Annotated in this window: 7 protein-coding genes, 4 tRNA genes, 3 rRNA genes and 1 pseudogene (1 of these 15 running past the window's edge); 8 read left to right on the top strand and 7 right to left on the bottom strand. The window is 38.0% G+C overall.

Annotated elements, in window-relative coordinates:
* Window positions 1-336: 336 nt before the first annotated feature.
* The 8 genes and pseudogenes from FLAK523_RS06210 to FLAK523_RS15245 form a co-directional block, all read left to right on the top strand.
* Window positions 337-3,456: a TonB-dependent receptor gene (locus FLAK523_RS06210; protein ID WP_248907618.1), complete on the top strand. Its 3,120-nt coding sequence runs from the start codon at window positions 337-339 to the stop codon at window positions 3,454-3,456.
* 11 nt (window positions 3,457-3,467) lie between these two features.
* The gene (locus tag FLAK523_RS06205) at window positions 3,468-4,976 is read left to right on the top strand and encodes a RagB/SusD family nutrient uptake outer membrane protein (RefSeq protein WP_248907617.1); all 1,509 of its coding nucleotides are present in this window, start codon (window positions 3,468-3,470) and stop codon (window positions 4,974-4,976) included.
* A 14-nt stretch (window positions 4,977-4,990) separates the two neighbouring features.
* Window positions 4,991-6,085, top strand: coding sequence for a hypothetical protein (locus FLAK523_RS06200; RefSeq protein ID WP_248907616.1), 1,095 nt, complete (start codon window positions 4,991-4,993; stop codon window positions 6,083-6,085).
* Window positions 6,086-6,094: 9 nt separating this feature from the next.
* The gene (locus FLAK523_RS06195; RefSeq protein ID WP_248907615.1) at window positions 6,095-7,048 is read left to right on the top strand and encodes a hypothetical protein; all 954 of its coding nucleotides are present in this window, start codon (window positions 6,095-6,097) and stop codon (window positions 7,046-7,048) included.
* A 109-nt stretch (window positions 7,049-7,157) separates the two neighbouring features.
* Window positions 7,158-8,270 (top strand): family 16 glycosylhydrolase, encoded by a 1,113-nt coding sequence (locus FLAK523_RS06190; protein ID WP_248907614.1) that lies wholly within the window; start codon window positions 7,158-7,160, stop codon window positions 8,268-8,270.
* 77 nt (window positions 8,271-8,347) lie between these two features.
* Window positions 8,348-10,648, top strand: coding sequence for a beta-glucosidase BglX (gene bglX / locus FLAK523_RS06185; protein WP_248907613.1), 2,301 nt, complete (start codon window positions 8,348-8,350; stop codon window positions 10,646-10,648).
* Between the two features lie 109 nt (window positions 10,649-10,757).
* Entirely contained in the window at window positions 10,758-12,419 is a 1,662-nt protein-coding gene (locus FLAK523_RS06180; RefSeq protein ID WP_248907612.1) for an MFS transporter, read from the top strand.
* 717 nt (window positions 12,420-13,136) lie between these two features.
* A pseudogene (locus FLAK523_RS15245) lies at window positions 13,137-13,220 on the top strand (transposase); the annotation flags it as partial.
* A 172-nt stretch (window positions 13,221-13,392) separates the two neighbouring features.
* Here FLAK523_RS15245 and FLAK523_RS06175 read toward each other — a convergent pair.
* From FLAK523_RS06175 to FLAK523_RS06145, 7 genes are all read right to left on the bottom strand, one after another.
* Window positions 13,393-13,478 (bottom strand) — tRNA-Leu (locus FLAK523_RS06175).
* Window positions 13,479-13,485: 7 nt separating this feature from the next.
* Window positions 13,486-13,558 (bottom strand) — tRNA-Phe (locus tag FLAK523_RS06170).
* Window positions 13,559-13,631: 73 nt separating this feature from the next.
* Window positions 13,632-13,741 (bottom strand): 5S ribosomal RNA (gene rrf, locus FLAK523_RS06165).
* A gap of 144 nt (window positions 13,742-13,885) precedes the next feature.
* Window positions 13,886-16,766: ribosomal RNA gene (locus FLAK523_RS06160) — 23S ribosomal RNA — on the bottom strand.
* A 208-nt stretch (window positions 16,767-16,974) separates the two neighbouring features.
* Window positions 16,975-17,048 (bottom strand) — tRNA-Ala (locus tag FLAK523_RS06155).
* Window positions 17,049-17,156: 108 nt separating this feature from the next.
* A tRNA-Ile gene (locus FLAK523_RS06150) sits at window positions 17,157-17,230 on the bottom strand.
* A gap of 126 nt (window positions 17,231-17,356) precedes the next feature.
* Window positions 17,357-18,390: ribosomal RNA gene (locus FLAK523_RS06145) — 16S ribosomal RNA — on the bottom strand (it continues 475 nt past the right edge of the window).
* The 16S, 23S and 5S rRNA genes sit together here with 4 tRNA genes alongside, the layout of an rRNA operon.

The raw sequence follows: 18,390 nt of genomic DNA, 5'->3' as shown, positions 1-18,390 counted from the left end.
TGAAAATTTATCGTTTGCGTAAAAAACGGATTTATTGCAAGAACAAGGCCTTGTAAAATATTCGATAACTGTTAAGGAAGGTAATCAGAACAGCTAAAAAAACTATACATTACCACAACATTAACGTTATTGTTCTGTCTTTCCTGTTATTGCTAGGTACTTAATATAAGGGAAATTGAACAGTATCTTTAGGTTTTACATGTTATTAATAAAATATTAATATTTTTTATGCATTGTATGTTTTTTGTAAAGGTTCTTTTAATCGTTTCTTCAATCTCTTATGATAATTTTATGATTCATTAATAAAGATTACTAACTAACCAAAATTTTAGAAAAATGAAATTTACAAAATTACTTATTTTTTGTTTTTTCGCTACACTATTTTCAGTTTATGGACAAGCACAAGATGTTTCCATAACCGGAAAAGTAATTGACGAGAACGGATTACCCATTCCTGGGGCATCCATTTTAATTAAGGGGACTTCAAATTCTACGGCTACGGATTTTGATGGGAATTATCAAATAAAGGCTGCTTCTACCGGCACTTTAGTATATAGCTATCTGGGTTATACTTCAATTCAGGAAGCCATTAACGGTAGAAAAAGTATAGACGTCAAACTTAAGCCATCAACGCAATCTCTTGAAGAAGTTATTGTGGTAGGTTATGGTACCCAAAAGAAAAGTGTAAATACTGGGGCTATTTCTAGTGTTAAAGCAAAAGATCTTGAAAAAATCCCCAATGGACGTGTAGAACAAGCACTGCAGGGAAGAGTTTCCGGGGTAACAGTATCAGCCCAATCAGGTCAGCCAGGAGCTGCTTCTACAGTTAGGGTTAGAGGGCTTACTACTTTCGATACCTATGGTGGTAATAATCCACTTTGGGTTGTTGATGGTGTTATTATTGATTCTGGAGGAATTGGATTTGTAAATCAATCTGATATTGAATCTATGGAGGTGCTTAAAGATGCTGCATCATTGGCCATTTATGGAGCTCGTGCTGCATCTGGAGTTATATTGATTACTACCAAAAAAGGAAAATCAGGAAAATTTAGTGTTAGTTATAATGGGTTTGCAGGAGTTTCTTCTCCAGCTAAAACATTAGATTTACTTAATGCTTCCCAATATGGTGCTTTAATGAATGAAAAAGCAGGTGCAGCTGGGCAAGCAATTCCTTATACTAATTTAAGCTCGTTGGGCATAGGTACAGATTGGCAAAAAGAAATTTTCAGCAATAATGCTATCCGTACGAATCACGAATTTAGTTTGAGTGGTGGAAATGATGTTTCTACCTTTTTCGCATCATTTGGTATTTCAGACCAGGAAGGTATTGTTTCAAAAGAAATTTCAAATTTTGGTAAAAAGAATATCCGTTTAAATTCTAGCCATAAATTGTCTAAATTATTTACTATTGGTCAAACTTTTGGATTTACACATCAAAAAGGTGTTGGTTTAGGAAATACAAATAGTGAATATGGTGGGCCATTAAGTTCTGCAATTAATTTAGATCCTACAACTCCTGTAGTTGTAACAGATCCAATTGTTGCAAATAGTTCATTATATTCTAGTAATCCTGTTTTCAGAGATCAATTAGGTAGGCCTTATGGAATTTCTTCAGTAGTAGGTCAAGAAATGTCTAATCCAGTAGCTTATCAGAATACAAGATTAGGAAATTTTAACTGGTCTAATGATTTTATTGGGAATGCTTTTATTGAGTTTACACCAATCAAAGATTTGAAATTTAAAACAACTGTAGGTTTAAAAAGAGCCTTTTGGGGTGATGAATCTTTTACTCCAAGTTTCTTTTTAAGTCCAACTGTTAATGCTACACAAAACAGTTTAAGCAGAAACACCAATGAAACTTATGGTTGGAATATTGAAAACACTGCTTCTTATTCTAAAACTTTAGGAGGTCATGATTTCACATTATTATTAGGTCAAGGAGCATATTCTGATAATAACTCTAGCGGAACTTATGTTTTACATCAAAACATTCCTGTGAATAATTTTCAGGATACTTCATTTAACTTTCCAATTCCTGAAGCTCAAAAAAGAGGTAGTGCATATACATCACAAGAGCATAGAGTTACCTCTTTGTTTTCTCGTTTAAATTACAATTATAAAGAAAGATATTTGTTAACTGGAATTATTCGTCGTGATGGTTCTACCAATTTTGGAGAAAATAATAAGTTTGGTGTTTTTCCTTCCTTTTCAGCTGGATGGGCAGTTTCAAAAGAAGACTTTTGGAAAGCTAACAATATTGTAAACACTTTGAAATTTAGAGGAGGTTATGGTGTGACTGGTAATGATGCTATTCAACCTAATGGTTATTTAGCACTTATTGGTGGAGGTAGAAATTATACTTTTGGTAGTACTGGTAGTGTTGTTTCTTCTGGAAATAGTCCAGATGCACCTGCAAATTCTGACTTGAAATGGGAGGAAACTTCACAATTAAACATAGGATTTGACGCGAAATTATTCAATGATTTTACCTTAACTATGGAATATTATGATAAGAAAACAACTGGGATATTACAATATGTTGATCTGCCAGGATATGTTGGAGCTACAGGTAGTCCGTTAGGAAACGTAGCTGATATGGGTAATAAAGGAGTTGAAGTTGAATTGGGATACCGTAGACAAATTGGAGGAGTTAATTTCTCTGCAAATGGGAACGTTTCTTATTTAAAAAATGAAGTTACTTTCTTAGGTCAAGACAAAAGTTTTATTACTGGTGGAGCAGCAGGTTTTCAATCAATGGGAGACGTAACTAGAACACAAGTAGGACAATCTTACAACTCTTTTTATGGATTTAAAACTGCTGGGATTTTTCAAAACCTTGCTGATGTAAATGCATATAAAAATGCAGCAGGAGGATTAATTCAGCCAAATGCTGTGCCAGGGGATTTTCGTTGGACAGATACAGATGGAGATGGAGCAATCACTGACGGAGATAGACAATTCCTAGGTAGCCCACTTCCTAAATTTACTTTCGGGTTGACTATAAACCTAGAGTATAAAGGATTTGATTTTATGGCTTTTGCTCAAGGAGCAACTGGAAATACTATTTTTCAAGGATTACGTCGTTTAGATATTTTGAATGCTAATTATCAAACAGTAGCCTTGAGCCGTTGGACTGGGGAAGGAACTTCTAATGAATATCCAAGATTGACTAATCTTGATTCTAATGGAAATTTCGAAAAAATGTCTGATTTCTACCTAGAAGATGGAGATTATCTACGTCTTAAAGTCCTTTCATTAGGTTATTCTTTACCTAGTAATGTAGTTAGTAAAATGGGTGCTTCTAAAGTAAGATTTTATGCCACAGGAGAAAATTTATTGACCCTTACAAAATATACAGGTTATGATCCAGAAATTGGAGGAAATGTTTTAGGAATAGACAAAGGATTCTATCCTCAAGCAAAATCTTTCTTGTTTGGACTTAATGTACAATTTTAATAATTAGAATTATGATAAAAATAAAAGTAAAGTTTTTATTTATTGCAACTGCAATGATAATCACAATGGGATCTTGCAGTAGTGACTTTCTGGAGGTGGCACCCAAAGGGACGGATCTAGAGGCGAATTATTATACCAATCAATCGCAAGCATATGCAGGACTAGTGGCTGTATATGATATTATGAACAAAAATTCAGGAGGTTTTGATAATATCATTACTATGATGAATTCTGGTTCAGACGATCATTTCGCAGGAGGAGGATCAGTAACAGATGGAGCTGGGATTCAAGGTTTTTCAAACTTCACCATAAGTCCTACGACAGTTCCATTAAGTTTTTGGAGTGATCATTATCAAGGTGTTTTTAGAGCTAATTTTCTACTTTCAAAATTACCAAGCGTTCCTATGGATGCTAGTTTAATTGCAAGATACACTGCTGAAAGTAAAGCATTGAGAGCCAATTATTATTTTAATTTAGTGAGAATGTTCAAAAACGTTCCATTAATTTTGACTCCATTGACAACATCTGAATTTTATACTGTTAAGCAAGCAACATCAGGTGCTGTTTATGCTCAAATAGAAAAAGATCTTACTGAAGCAATCGCTGTTTTACCAAATACTGTACCTGCTACAGAAGCAGGTCGATTTACAAAAGGAGCTGCAAAAGCATTACTTGGTAAAGTATATTTGTATAACAACAAGAAAACATTGGCAGCTGCAGAATTTTTAGCTGTAAATGGGACTCCTGGTGGAACAAGTCAATATGGATATAAATTAATGGCTAGTTACAAAAATTTATGGTCTGTTAGTGATAAGTTTAATACAGAATCTATTTTAGAAGTAGCTCATACTAATGAATCAAGTGCTCATTGGGGTAACTGGTTAAGTGGAGCTGCTGAAGGAAATATTGTCAATACAATGGTTGGTCCTAGAACCTACACTAAAATTGGAGCTACAGCCGATGATATTCCATCTGGATGGAGTTTTAGTGTTTTTACACAAGGGTTTTATGATGTAATTAAAATAGATCCTCGATTTGCAGCGACTGTTTTAGATATGAAAGCCTTAAGTGCTGCAGGTCAAGCAAGTTATATTGGTGGATATCAAGACACGGGATATTTCCTAAACAAATATATTCCTAGAAAAGCTGATGTAACTACTGGAACTGGAGAGCCGATATTAAATTATCGTCAAAACACATATGTAATTCGTTTAGCCGATTCTTATTTGATGGAAGCAGAAGCTTTAGGAGGAACTGGAACAAGAGCGCAAGCTTTACTTGATGCTGTAAGAGCAAGAGTTGGTTTAGCAAGCACACCAGTTTCACTTGCTGCAATTAAAGCAGAAAGAAGATTAGAATTAGCTGGTGAAGGACATCGTTTCTTCGATTTAGTAAGATGGGGTGATGCTGCAACAGTTTTAGCAACTAAAGGTTTTAAAGCAGGTAAAAATGAAGTTTTCCCAATTCCTTTCAAAGAATTGCAAAACACTTTACTTGTTCAAAATCCTGGATATAATTAATAAATAATAATAATATGAAAAACATAAAATTAATTTTCAGCTTCGTATTACTACTTGCTGTTACAATAAGTTGTAGCATTCCTGATGGAATCGATCAGGACACTTCTTTTTTAAGTTCTGCAGCATCAGGAAACGTTTCTAAAATTTTTGACATTAGTACGGATAATTCAGGAATTGTTAAAATAACACCGACAGGAGAAGGAGTAACTTCGTTTAAGGTTAATTACGGACATGGTATTGGCGCTCTTGCATCTGCAGTAGTTGTACCTGGGGCAAGCACTTCACATATATATCCAGAAGGAAATTATACTGTTTCTATAGCCGCAACTGATATTGCAGGAAATATAAAAACTACCACAGTGCCATTGACAGTTGTTTATAGAGCTCCAGAAAATGTAACTATTTCTACGTCTGGTGAAATGAAAGTGAGTGCAACTGCATTATATGCCAAATCATTTTTAGTTTATTATGGTGATGTGGCTAATGAAGTGGGTAAGGCAATGGCTGTTGGTCAAGAGTTACCAGCTCATACTTATCCTGCAACTGGAGGTCCTTTTGTTCTTAAAGTAGAGGTATTGAGTGGTGGCGTTGCAAAAACTACTGCGACCAAAACATTATTTGATTTCCCGATTGATTTTGAAACTGCCGATGTAGATTTTTTCGGAACATTTGATGATTGGGGTCAACAGCAATTTGCAACGGTTGACAATCCAAGCAAAACAGGTATTAATACTAGTAACAAAGTAGGTAAGTATACTAATGGTCATGCGCCCTGGAGTGGAACCTATAGTCCATTAAATATCCCAATAAATTTTGCGTACGGAAAAAAAATCAAAGTGATGGTTTATAATCCAAGTGCTGCCAATATTGGTAAAAATATAAATATTGAATTAGAAGCGGCTATTGGAGGGGTACCAGCAAATGGTGTTGCTATAGTAAAAATGCCTATAACTACTTCTGGTGCATGGGAAGAAGTAACGTTTGATTTTAGTGGTATTTCAGCTGTTCCAGCTGGAGCTAAATTCGGTCAATTGGTACTGCGTTTTAACGATACACAAGATGGGACTCAAGAAGTTTTCTATGTAGATAATTTCAGACTAACTAATTAATATAAAAATATGAAAACAAATATAAAATACATTTTTGGCGTATTCTTCTTGCTGCTTTTTGCGGTTACAAGTTGCACGGAAGAAAACTATTCTTTAGGAGATCTAAAAGCTCCTACTAATGTTGTAATCAACGCAGAAATTGTGGGTAAAAGTGCAGCTAATCCTAATGGAGATGGTTCAGGGAAAGTAAAGATTACTGTTACTGGCGATAATATCCTTGGAAGTAAAATTGATTTTGATGCTAACACTGATGTGGATTGGGTTGTATTAACCAATAACTCAGTTACTAAAACATTTGATGTTGCTACTGGGACAAATAATTATAGAGTAACTGTACTTGCTTCGGGTATTGGTGGTACTTCTACTAATGTAACTAAAGACATTACGGTACGGTACGATTATACTCCGGATCCTGCAATTGTTACTAATCTAACAAATAATACTTCAAAAACCTGGATTGTTGATAAAAGTGTATTTGCTCATTTTGGTGTTGATGACTGGTTTAGAAACGATCTTAATCCTGCTGTATGGTATTATCCTGCACCTATTGATGCTAAAATTACTGAGGCACCTTGCTTTTACACTGCTAAATTTACATTTGCTAAAGTGGCAGCATCTGGTACCTTCACCTTAACAGTTGATACTCCTGATGGTGCATTTACAAAAACAGGTGCTTTAGCGGGAGGTCTTCCAGGTATTCCAGCTTCTGGAGCTGAAGGATGTTATCCTTATGCTGGAGGAACTTCTGGTTTTGTTCTAGCTGCCTCCTCATCAGCAATTCCTGCAAACGCTCCATCAACTAAAGTGAGTATTAATTTATCTGGGATTAATACTTTCATAGGATTCGGTGCGACACAAAAATCATACGAAATTTTGGCTATAACGCCTACTTATATGTTCCTTAGAGTACGAGGAACTGAGACGGATCTTGTTTGGTATTTAAAATTAAAGCCAGCACCTTAAGTTTTCTGAAAATGGAACCCAGAACTACATTTGGTTCTGGGTTTTTTTAATTCTAATCAAATTTTCCTGCTTGATTAATGCTAATAATATAAAATATAAATTGGTCATAATGAAACAACACAATTTAATTACAAGATACAAGCTTATAAAACCATTGATTGATAGTTTATTTATTTCATTCCTTTTAACTGTATTTACTTTAACTTCTTGTAGTTCAAGTAATTCCTCTGCTGACGATTTAGGAAATGGAATAGGAACTACACCTTCAAATCTTGTCGTTTCAGCTAGCGTTGTCGGTACAAATGCACAAAATCCCAACGGGGATGGTAGCGGAATAGTGAATTTTAATATTAGTGCAACAAATGCTACCTCTTATAAAATTTCGCTAGGCGATGGAAATACAATAGATGCAACTACTGGGGTTAATACTTATACATATACAGCAGGAGGAACAAATACTTATGTTGTACATGTATCTGCATATAACGGTGCCAATTTTGTTAGTACGTCTGTTTCTGTGACTTTATACGTTGCGCCTAAATCCATTTGGTCTGATGAATTTAATACTCCTGGAGCACCTGATGCCTCAAAATGGGGGTATGATTTAGGAGCTGGAGGTTGGGGGAATAATGAGTCTCAATATTACACCAATAGAGCCGATAATGTAATTATACAAGGTGGGGTATTGAAAATTATTGCCAAAAAAGAAAACTATTTAGGAAGTAGTTATACTTCTGCAAGACTTCTTACTAAAGGTAAATTTTCTTTCAAATATGGCAGAGTCGAAATCAGGGCAAAATTGCCTGGAGGTGGTGGCGTTTGGCCTGCACTTTGGATGCTCGGAGATAATATTAGTACTGTCGGTTGGCCAGCTTGTGGCGAAATTGACATAATGGAATATGCTGGAAATCGAGTTAATAAAATTACAGCTGCTTTGCATTATCCTGGAAATTCAGGGGGAAATCCTTTTACTGGAAATACGACAATTTCAAATGCTGAAACAGAATTTCATATCTATTCGGTAGACTGGAGAGAATCACATATAAAAATTTATGTTGATAATCAATTGTTTTTATCATTTGCAAATAATGGTAATGTGCCTTTTAATCAAAAGTTCTTTTTGATTTTTAATTGTGCAATGGGAGGAACTTATGGAGGAGCTATCGACCCGAATTTTGTGTCTTCTACTTTTGAAATTGATTATGTGAGGGTTTATAATTAATAAGGTTCTAAAATTTAATATATAGCAAGAGGGTGGTTTTTTTACCGGTCTTTTAATTTAAATAATAAGAGAAACAAATGAAGAATTTATTTTTAATTGCATCATTCGCTGTAGCGGTTGTTGTTCTTGCCGCTTGCAGTAGCAAAATGAGTAATACATCTGTCGCGTATTCTAAAATTAATCCTTTAGAAACAAAAGTAGATTCGGTACTTAAACTGATGACATTAGAAGAAAAAGTGGGGCAACTGAATCAATACAATGGTTTTTGGGAAATAACAGGGCCAACTCCAAAAGAAGGTCAAGCTGCCAAAAAATATGAAGATCTAAAAAAAGGTTTAGTAGGTTCTATGCTAAATGTAAAAGGTGTTAAAGACGTTCGAGCATTACAGAAAATTGCGGTAGAAGAAACTCGATTAGGAATCCCTCTCCTTTTTGGCTTTGACGTAATTCATGGCTATAAAACCATTAGTCCTATTCCATTGGCTGAAGCAGCAAGTTGGGACATGGCAGAAATTAAAAAATCAGCAGCAATGGCAGCTGAAGAAGCTGCTTCTGTAGGGCTGAACTGGACTTTTGCACCTATGGTTGATATTGCTCGCGATGCCCGTTGGGGAAGAGTGATGGAAGGTTCTGGTGAAGATCCATATTTAGGGAGCCAAATAGCAGTGGCTCGGATTCAGGGTTTTCAAGGCGAAGATTTAAAAGCAAGGAATACAATTTTGGCTTGCGCCAAACATTTTGCGGGCTATGCTTTTGCTGAGTCTGGTAGAGATTATAATACGGTAGATATAGGAGAATCAACTTTGCAAAACATTGTTTTTCCACCTTTTAAAGCTTCCGTAGAAGCAGGGGTGAGAACGTTTATGAATTCATTCAATGAGCTAAACGGAATACCAGCAACAGGAAATAAATATTTGCAAAGGCAAATATTAAAGGGAGATTGGAAATTTGATGGATTTGTAGTTTCTGACTGGGGCTCTATCAACGAGATGATTGCTCATGGTTATGCTAAAGATAATAAACAGGCAGCTGAAATCGCTATTAATGCAGGTTCTGATATGGATATGGAGTCCAGTGCTTATATAGAGCATTTAGCGGATTTGGTTAAAGAAGGAAAAGTTAAAGAAAGTGATATAGACGATGCTGCAAGAAGAATTTTGAAAGTTAAATTCGAATTGGGGTTATTCGATAATCCGTATTTGTATTGTGACGAAAACTATGAAAAAGAGACTGTTGGAAAAAAAGCTTTTCATGACGCTGTTTTAGAAATGGCCAAAAAATCCATCGTTCTCTTGAAGAATGAAAAAGAACTATTGCCGCTTAAAAAATCAGGTCAAAAATTTGTACTTATAGGAGCTTTGGCAGACGATAAAACCAGCCCATTAGGAAGTTGGCGCATTGCGGCTGATGATGAAACAGCCGTTTCAGTTCTTGAAGGTATGCAAAGTTATAAAGGCAATCAATTGTCTTATGTTAAAGGAGCGAATGTAGCCGAAGGCCGAACTCAATTTGTCTGGGAAACGAAGATTAACACCACTGATAAAAGTGGTTTTCCAGCCGCGATTGCTGCTGCTAAAGGAGCTGACGTAGTAGTTATGGTACTTGGTGAACACGGTTTGCAATCAGGAGAAGGAAGAAGTAGAACAGATATTGGCTTGCCAGGAGTACAACAAGAATTATTAGAAGAAGTTTATAAAGTAAACCCAAATATTGTTTTGGTTTTAAACAACGGAAGACCACTTGCTATTCCGTGGGCCGATGATCATGTTCCTGCCATTGTAGAAGCTTGGCAACTTGGGACTCAAAGTGGGAATGCTATCGCTCAGGTATTGTATGGAGATTATAACCCTAGCGGAAAATTACCTATGACTTTTCCCAGAAATGTAGGACAGGTTCCTATTTATTATAATTACAAAAATACTGGACGCCCTGTGATGAACGAGCCTGAAAGTGTCTTTTGGTCTCACTATATTGACGAAAAAAATACTCCTTTGTATCCATTTGGTTATGGACTAAGTTATACTCAATTTGAATATTCGGATTTAGAATTAGATCAAAAATCATTCTCTGGTGATGGCAGTATTGAAGTTTCAGTGAATGTAAAAAACACCGGAAAGTACGCGGGTAAAGAGGTAGTTCAGTTGTATATTAGAGATATAATTGCGTCAGTAACTCGTCCAGTGAAAGAATTGAAGGGATTTGAGATGATAGAATTACAACCTAACGAAACTAAAAAAGTTCGTTTTATCATCAACAAAAAAACAATTGAGTTTTATACAGCGCAATCTAAATGGGAAGCTGAAGAAGGTGATTTTAATGTTTTTGTTGGTGGAAGCTCAGTAAAAACAATTGATGCTAATTTTCAATATAATAATTAATACAAAATGAACTGTGAAAATTAGTTTGTTCTATTTTCAAATGCGTTTTAGATATTACAAACCATATAAAAAATCAATTATACCAATAAACCTAATTTCAATTACTATTATGAATTCAGAACAAACAAAGTCGAACAATTCGGCTCTTTATACACTTATTACCGTATTTTTCTTTTGGGGATTTATCGGAGCTTCTAATGGCGTTTTTATTCCATTTTGTAAAGCTAAGTTTGGCCTAGACCAATTTCAAAGTCAGCTTATTGATTTTGCTTTTTATGGCGCTTATTATATTGGCGCTTTGTTGCTTTTTATTTTTAGTAGTTTGGTTAAAAAAGACATTTTAAATGCGTGGGGCTTTAAAAAAGGAATTATAAACGGTTTGTTAATTAGTGCTTTTGGTGCCTTGTTAATGATATTTGCCGTTACCCAAGGAAGTTATTTAATGATTCTTGGGGCTTTGTTTATTGTCGCTCTTGGATTTTCTTTACAACAAACATCCGCACAGCCTTTTGTGGCTTCATTAGGAGAGCCTCATACTGCGTCTAACAGGCTGAATTTAGCTGGTGGAATCAATTCATTGGGTACTACAATAGGACCAATAGTTGTTTCTTTTGCCTTGTTTGGTGTTATTTCGGGTGTGAATATCGATGAGTTTGCTCAAAAAGCAAATTCATTGGATGCAATGAGAATACTTTATTTATGTGTTGGAGGTCTTTTTGTATTAGCGGCAGCATTATTCTTTTTTTCGAAAAAATTACCTTCTGGAAAAAGTGATTCTTCTTTTCAATCAGCAAGTAAAGAAATGAAAACCTTAATTGCAATTACATTAATTCTAATAGGGATATTCGCTTATATATTTTCCCGTTATGAAGATCCTGAATTCATTTCTCGTTTCATAAATAATAAAGAAAAAGATTATTTAGGATTAGGTTTAACATTTGCAACTTTAGTGGTTGTTGTTATTGGATTATTGTTTGCGAATTCAAGAGCTCAAAAAAAACCTGAAGGTTGGGGCGCTATGAAATACCCTCAGTTGGTTTTAGGGATGTTAGGTATTTTTACATACGTAGGTGTGGAAGTAACAATAGGAAGTAACTTAGGGGAATTGTTAAATACAGATGCTTTTGGAAACATATCAGGTTCTTTACTAGCACCATATATCTCGATGTATTGGGGTAGTTTAATGATTGGACGTTGGGCAGGTGCAATTTCAGTATTTAATCCTTCTTCTCAACTTAAAAAAGCATTATTGATTATTATTCCGTACACAGCATTTGGAGTTGTTCTTTTTGTAAATTATATAAGTGGTCAAGATGTGACTCCATTATATGCATACGCATTTGTCATAATTTTTCAAGTTCTTGGTTTTTTTCTTGGTAAGGATAGGCCTGCTCGTACCTTGATGATTTTTGGTTTAATGGGTATGATTGCAATGATAATTGGATTAATGACTTCAGGGACAGTGGCGATTTTTGCCTTTATGAGTGGTGGACTTTTTTGTAGTATTATGTGGCCTGCCATTTTCTCTTTGTCTATTGCGGGATTAGGGAAATATACTTCTCAAGGATCAGCTTTCTTGATTATGATGATATTAGGTGGTGGGATTATACCTCCGCTTCAAGGTAAATTAGCTGATATAGTTGGTATTCATACTTCTTATTTTATACCGGTTTTGTGTTTTGGATATCTTGCTTTCTTTGGTTGGAAAGTGATTGGGATATTAGAAAAACAAGGTATTAGTCATGATATTGAAGTAGGCGGAGCGCATTAATATCCTTTTTTAAGATGTCTCTTGAATAGTATTATTTATGGATCAAGTATAAATGTTGAGGAAAAATATAAAATGTTGCTTTTTTTTTTGTGTTTTGAAATTAGGTATAAAATAAAAAATTTTTGTCTTCCTTTTCAAGTTGTTACTTCCTGAAATGATATTTGCATACTTTGAACTGACTTCTTATAAAAAATGGGGAGAAATACTTCATCTTTACTTAAAAGAGAATAATTCGATTCCTAAAGAATATCGACAATTAAAACTAAATTCTAAAGAATTCTTTGATGAGTCAACAGTTAAAGATTTACCGATCCGTGGTCCAAAGTATGCCTTCATATCACTTGTAGAAGACGACTCAATGTAGATACTGGACAAGTAGTTTTTAGTCTCGATAGCTATCAGGAAGAATTTAGTGGAAGACGGGACTCAGGAAACACTGAAGTTTGTGTCTTTTTTAAAAAAGATCATAGATTCCAATCCTAATGATTGAAATCCTATCTCTTCTTACTAGGGGCGTTAGAAGTAAAAAAAAACATCAATACAAAGATTTTTAAGTGAATTAAAACCTGGAATCGACTATCAAACGTCAACAGTTGCTTATTTCTCCTGAAAAATTAGACAACTATTTATCAATACAAGAAACTACCCAGCTAATGGGGGACACTATACTATTTTGATAACAGAAGCACAAATACTTCTCCGGAATCTTTCAATGCTAAAATAAAAGATTATAGATCTCAATTTAGAGGTGTAAGAAATGTGGAATTCTTCCATTTTAGGACAACAAATATTTATGCTTAATTTTTGCAAATCCACAGGTTTTGGAATTGATTCCGAGAAATCCCGCAACCCTACTTTAGTTTGAATTTTTACAGGCTCGTTTATAGGCACTTTTTGATTAATTACATCAAAATATTGCATCGTTAAATAGAGCCAAAAACAAAAAACCCCTTAAAAATAAGGGGTTTACTTGTACTCAGAGCGGGACTTGAACCCGCACGAACATTGCTGTTCACTGGATTTTAAGTCCAGCGTGTCTACCAATTTCACCATCCGAGCAATAATGTGGTACCTCCAGGGATCGAACCAGGGACACATGGATTTTCAGTCCATTGCTCTACCATCTGAGCTAAGGTACCATAAAACTTTACATATGTAAAGTAATATTTGATTAAAAAATCCTCATCAAATAATTAATGAGGATTTTTAAAAGAAAGGCGACGACATACTCTCCCACATAACTGCAGTACCATCTGCGCAGGCGGGCTTAACTACTCTGTTCGGGATGGGAAGAGGTGAGCCCCGCCGCAATAACCACCTTAAGGTTGTTATAATTGCTTTGGGCAATTATCATAATTATTAATTAACTAAAGTTAACTATCAATTACAAAATATCTTAACATACTGAGATAAAGAAAAAAGTATTTTTTAGAAAGTTTCTCCCCCCGCCGAAGCAGGGGAAAAGTGTACATAAGCTTACGGGTTATTAGTACTACTCGACTATGACATTACTGCCTTTACATCTATAGCCTATCAACGTGGTCATCTCCCACGACCCTTAAAAGAAATCTCATCTTGTGGTGGGTTTCGCGCTTATATGCTTTCAGCGCTTATCCCTTCCAAACGTAGCTACTCTGCGATGCTATGGAACAACAGATACACCAGAGGTTTGTCCAATTCGGTCCTCTCGTACTAGAATCAGATCCACTCAAATTTCTTGCGCCCACAGTAGATAGAGACCGAACTGTCTCACGACGTTCTGAACCCAGCTCGCGTGCCACTTTAATGGGCGAACAGCCCAACCCTTGGGACCTTCTCCAGCCCATGTGACGAGCCGACATCGAGGTGCCAAACCCCCCCGTCGATATGAGCTCTTGGGGGAGATCAGCCTGTTATCCCCGGCGTACCTTTTATCCTTTGAGCGATGGCCCTTCCATGCGGAACCACCGGATCACTATGCTCTACTTTCGTACCTGATCGACCTGTATGTCTCTCAGTCAAGCTCCCTTATGCCATTGCACTCTACGCACGGTTACCAAGCGTACTGAGGGAACCTTTAGAAGCCTCCGTTACTCTTTTGGAGGCGACCACCCCAGTCAAACTACCCACCAAGCAATGTCCCCCGCGTTCGCGGGGTTAGGCCTCAGACAAACAAAGGGTTGTATTTCAACAATGACTCCACAACGCCTAGCGACGCCACTTCACAGTCTCCAACCTATCCTACACATCATTTGTCCAAGGTCAATACTAAGCTATAGTAAAGGTGCACAGGGTCTTTTCGTCCCACTGCGGGTAAACGGCATCTTCACCGTTACTACAATTTCACCGAGCTCATGGCTGAGACAGTGTCCAGATCGTTACACCATTCGTGCAGGTCGGAACTTACCCGACAAGGAATTTCGCTACCTTAGGACCGTTATAGTTACGGCCGCCGTTTACTGGGGCTTCATTTCAATGCTTCTCCGAAGATAACATCTCCACTTAACCTTCCAGCACCGGGCAGGTGTCAGGCCCTATACTTCATCTTACGATTTTGCAGAGCCCTGTGTTTTGATAAACAGTCGCCTGGACCTCTTCACTGCGGCCACGCCGTAAAGCGTGGCGACCCTTCTCCCGAAGTTACGGGTCTATTTTGCCTAATTCCTTAGCCATGAATCTCTCGAGCACCTTAGGATTCTCTCCTCGACTACCTGTGTCGGTTTGCGGTACGGGTACTCATTACCTGAAGTTTAGAGGTTTTTCTTGGAAGCCCTTAGGCGCACTATCTCTTTGTCCGAAGACTCCGAGTACTATCGTATTTCCCCAAGATCTGTGGATTTGCCTGCAGATCTTATAGGTAGGTACTTCAACGAACTATTCCGTCAGTTCGCGGCGCTTTCATCACTCCGTCACCCCATCACAGTAATAAGTAGTACGGGAATATTAACCCGTTGTCCATCGACTGTCCCTTTCGGGTTCGCCTTAGGTCCCGACTAACCCACAGCTGATTAGCATAGCTGTGGAAACCTTAGTCTTTCGGTGTGCGGGTTTCTCGCCCGCATTATCGTTACTTATGCCTACATTTTCTTTTCTCACCAGTCCAGCATACCTTACGATACACCTTCTACCCTGTGAGAATGCTCCCCTACCACTCCATAATTTAATATGAAATCCATAGCTTCGGTAATACGCTTATGCCCGATTATTATCCATGCTCGTCCGCTCGACTAGTGAGCTGTTACGCACTCTTTAAATGAATGGCTGCTTCCAAGCCAACATCCTAGCTGTCTATGCAGACAAACCTCGTTCTTTCAACTTAGCGTATATTTGGGGACCTTAGCTGATGGTCTGGGTTCTTTCCCTCTCGGACTTGGACCTTAGCACCCAAGCCCTCACTGTTATGAAACATTATATAGCATTCGGAGTTTGTCAGGAATTGGTAGGCGGTGAAGCCCCCCGCATCCAATCAGTAGCTCTACCTCTATATAACTTTACGCATAACGCTGCACCTAAATGCATTTCGGGGAGTACGAGCTATTTCCGAGTTTGATTGGCCTTTCACCCCTACCCACAGGTCATCCGAAGACTTTTCAACGTCAACCGGTTCGGTCCTCCACTGTGTGTTACCACAGCTTCAACCTGCCCATGGGTAGATCACACGGTTTCGCGTCTAACACTACTGACTAAAGCGCCCTATTCAGACTCGCTTTCGCTACGGATCCGTGGCTTAACCACTTATCCTTGCCAGCAACGTTAACTCGTAGGCTCATTATGCAAAAGGCACGCCGTCACCCCACGAAAGGGCTCCGACCGCTTGTAAGCGTATGGTTTCAGGATCTATTTCACTCCGTTATTCACGGTTCTTTTCACCTTTCCCTCACGGTACTGGTTCACTATCGGTCTCTCAGGAGTATTTAGCCTTAGCGGATGGTCCCGCCAAATTCAGACAGGATTTCTCGTGTCCCGCCCTACTCAGGATACCACTATCGTTATCTTCTATTACTTATACAGGGCTATCACCTTCTTTGGCTCTACTTTCCAGTAGATTCTAATTCTATCCGCAACAAATAACGTGGTCCTACAACCCCAACATTGCCGTAACAACATTGGTTTGGGCTAATCCGCGTTCGCTCGCCACTACTTACGGAATCACTTTTGTTTTCTTCTCCTCCGCCTACTTAGATGTTTCAGTTCAGCGGGTTTGCTCACCTATCGGTGTACTATGTCTTCAACATAGTGGGTTGCCCCATTCGGGTATCTACGGATCGATCGATGTGTGCTCGTCCCCGTAGCTTTTCGCAGCTTATCACGCCCTTCATCGCCTCTGAGAGCCTAGGCATTCCCCATACGCCCTTATTTTGCTTATTGTACCAATCTTAAAATCAATTAAGACCGTTTTTTTTTCGATTTACTAAATAAATAGTAAATCTGCTTTCTACTTTTTATTATTTTCTTATCTCAATATGTCAATGAACTTTTTTCTAGGCAATAGGTAATAGCCAAAAGGCATTAGTATCGCTTCGTTATCTAGTTTTTAAACTCTTGCCTATTGGCTTTTGTCTAATTACTAAATTAGTGGAGAATAACGGAGTCGAACCGTTGACCCCCTGCGTGCAAGGCAGGTGCTCTAGCCAGCTGAGCTAATTCCCCAATACAGTTGGCAGTGTTCAGTATTCAGTTTTCAGTAACTTTACTTTACATCCAAATGAGTTGTGAATTGCTAACTCTAGATTCTTCTTTTTTTTTAAGTTTAAATAGTTGTCTCGGACAGACTCGAACTGTCGACCCCTACATTATCAGTGTAGTACTCTAACCAGCTGAGCTACGAGACACTCTTTATTCTTAAATTGTATTATTTGAACTAACAGCAAGAGTAATAAATTTTAATCTTTGTTTCCAATTTCTCTTTTCGTCTCTTTCCTAGCGTGTTGATAAATCAACTAACACTAAGGCTCTAGAAAGGAGGTGTTCCAGCCGCACCTTCCGGTACGGCTACCTTGTTACGACTTAGCCCTAGTTACCAGTTTTACCCTAGGCAGCTCCTTGCGGTCACCGACTTCAGGCACCCCCAGCTTCCATGGCTTGACGGGCGGTGTGTACAAGGCCCGGGAACGTATTCACCGGATCATGGCTGATATCCGATTACTAGCGATTCCAGCTTCACGGAGTCGAGTTGCAGACTCCGATCCGAACTGAGAACGGTTTTGTAGATTCGCTCCTACTTGCGTAGTGGCTGCTCTCTGTACCGTCCATTGTAGCACGTGTGTAGCCCAAGGCGTAAGGGCCGTGATGATTTGACGTCATCCCCACCTTCCTCACAGTTTGCACTGGCAGTCTCGTTAGAGTTCCCGACATGACTCGCTGGCAACTAACAACAGGGGTTGCGCTCGTTATAGGACTTAACCTGACACCTCACGGCACGAGCTGACGACAACCATGCAGCACCTTGTAATTTGTCTTGCGAAAGATCTGTTTCCAAACCGGTCAAACTACATTTAAGCCTTGGTAAGGTTCCTCGCGTATCATCGAATTAAACCACATGCTCCACCGCTTGTGCGGGCCCCCGTCAATTCCTTTGAGTTTCAAACTTGCGTTCGTACTCTGGGGATACTTATCACTTTCGCTTAGCCACTGAGATTGCTCCCAACAGCTAGTATCCATCGTTTACGGCGTGGACTACCAGGGTATCTAATCCTGTTCGCTACCCACGCTTTCGTCCATCAGCGTCAATCCATTAGTAGTAACCTGCCTTCGCAATTGGTATTCCATGTAATCTCTAAGCATTTCACCGCTACACTACATATTCTAGTTACTTCCTAATAATTCAAGTCAGACAGTATCAATGGCCGTTCCACCGTTGAGCGATGGGCTTTCACCACTGACTTATCTGACCGCCTACGGACCCTTTAAACCCAATGATTCCGGATAACGCTTGGATCCTCCGTATTACCGCGGCTGCTGGCACGGAGTTAGCCGATCCTTATTCTTACAG

The sequence above is a fragment of the Flavobacterium sp. K5-23 genome, from assembly GCF_023278045.1.
GTDB lineage: Bacteria > Bacteroidota > Bacteroidia > Flavobacteriales > Flavobacteriaceae > Flavobacterium.
This window is presented reverse-complemented; position numbering and strand designations above follow the sequence as displayed.

Excerpts from the sequence above, each read along its gene's own strand:
- FLAK523_RS06210 (WP_248907618.1), top strand. The coding sequence starts at position 337 with ATGAAATTTACAAAATTACTTATTTTTTGTTTTTTCGCTACACTATTT.
- FLAK523_RS06205 (WP_248907617.1), top strand. The coding sequence starts at position 3,468 with ATGATAAAAATAAAAGTAAAGTTTTTATTTATTGCAACTGCAATGATA.
- FLAK523_RS06200 (WP_248907616.1), top strand. The coding sequence starts at position 4,991 with ATGAAAAACATAAAATTAATTTTCAGCTTCGTATTACTACTTGCTGTT.
- FLAK523_RS06195 (WP_248907615.1), top strand. The coding sequence starts at position 6,095 with ATGAAAACAAATATAAAATACATTTTTGGCGTATTCTTCTTGCTGCTT.
- FLAK523_RS06190 (WP_248907614.1), top strand. The coding sequence starts at position 7,158 with ATGAAACAACACAATTTAATTACAAGATACAAGCTTATAAAACCATTG.
- bglX (WP_248907613.1), top strand. The coding sequence starts at position 8,348 with ATGAAGAATTTATTTTTAATTGCATCATTCGCTGTAGCGGTTGTTGTT.
- FLAK523_RS06180 (WP_248907612.1), top strand. The coding sequence starts at position 10,758 with ATGAATTCAGAACAAACAAAGTCGAACAATTCGGCTCTTTATACACTT.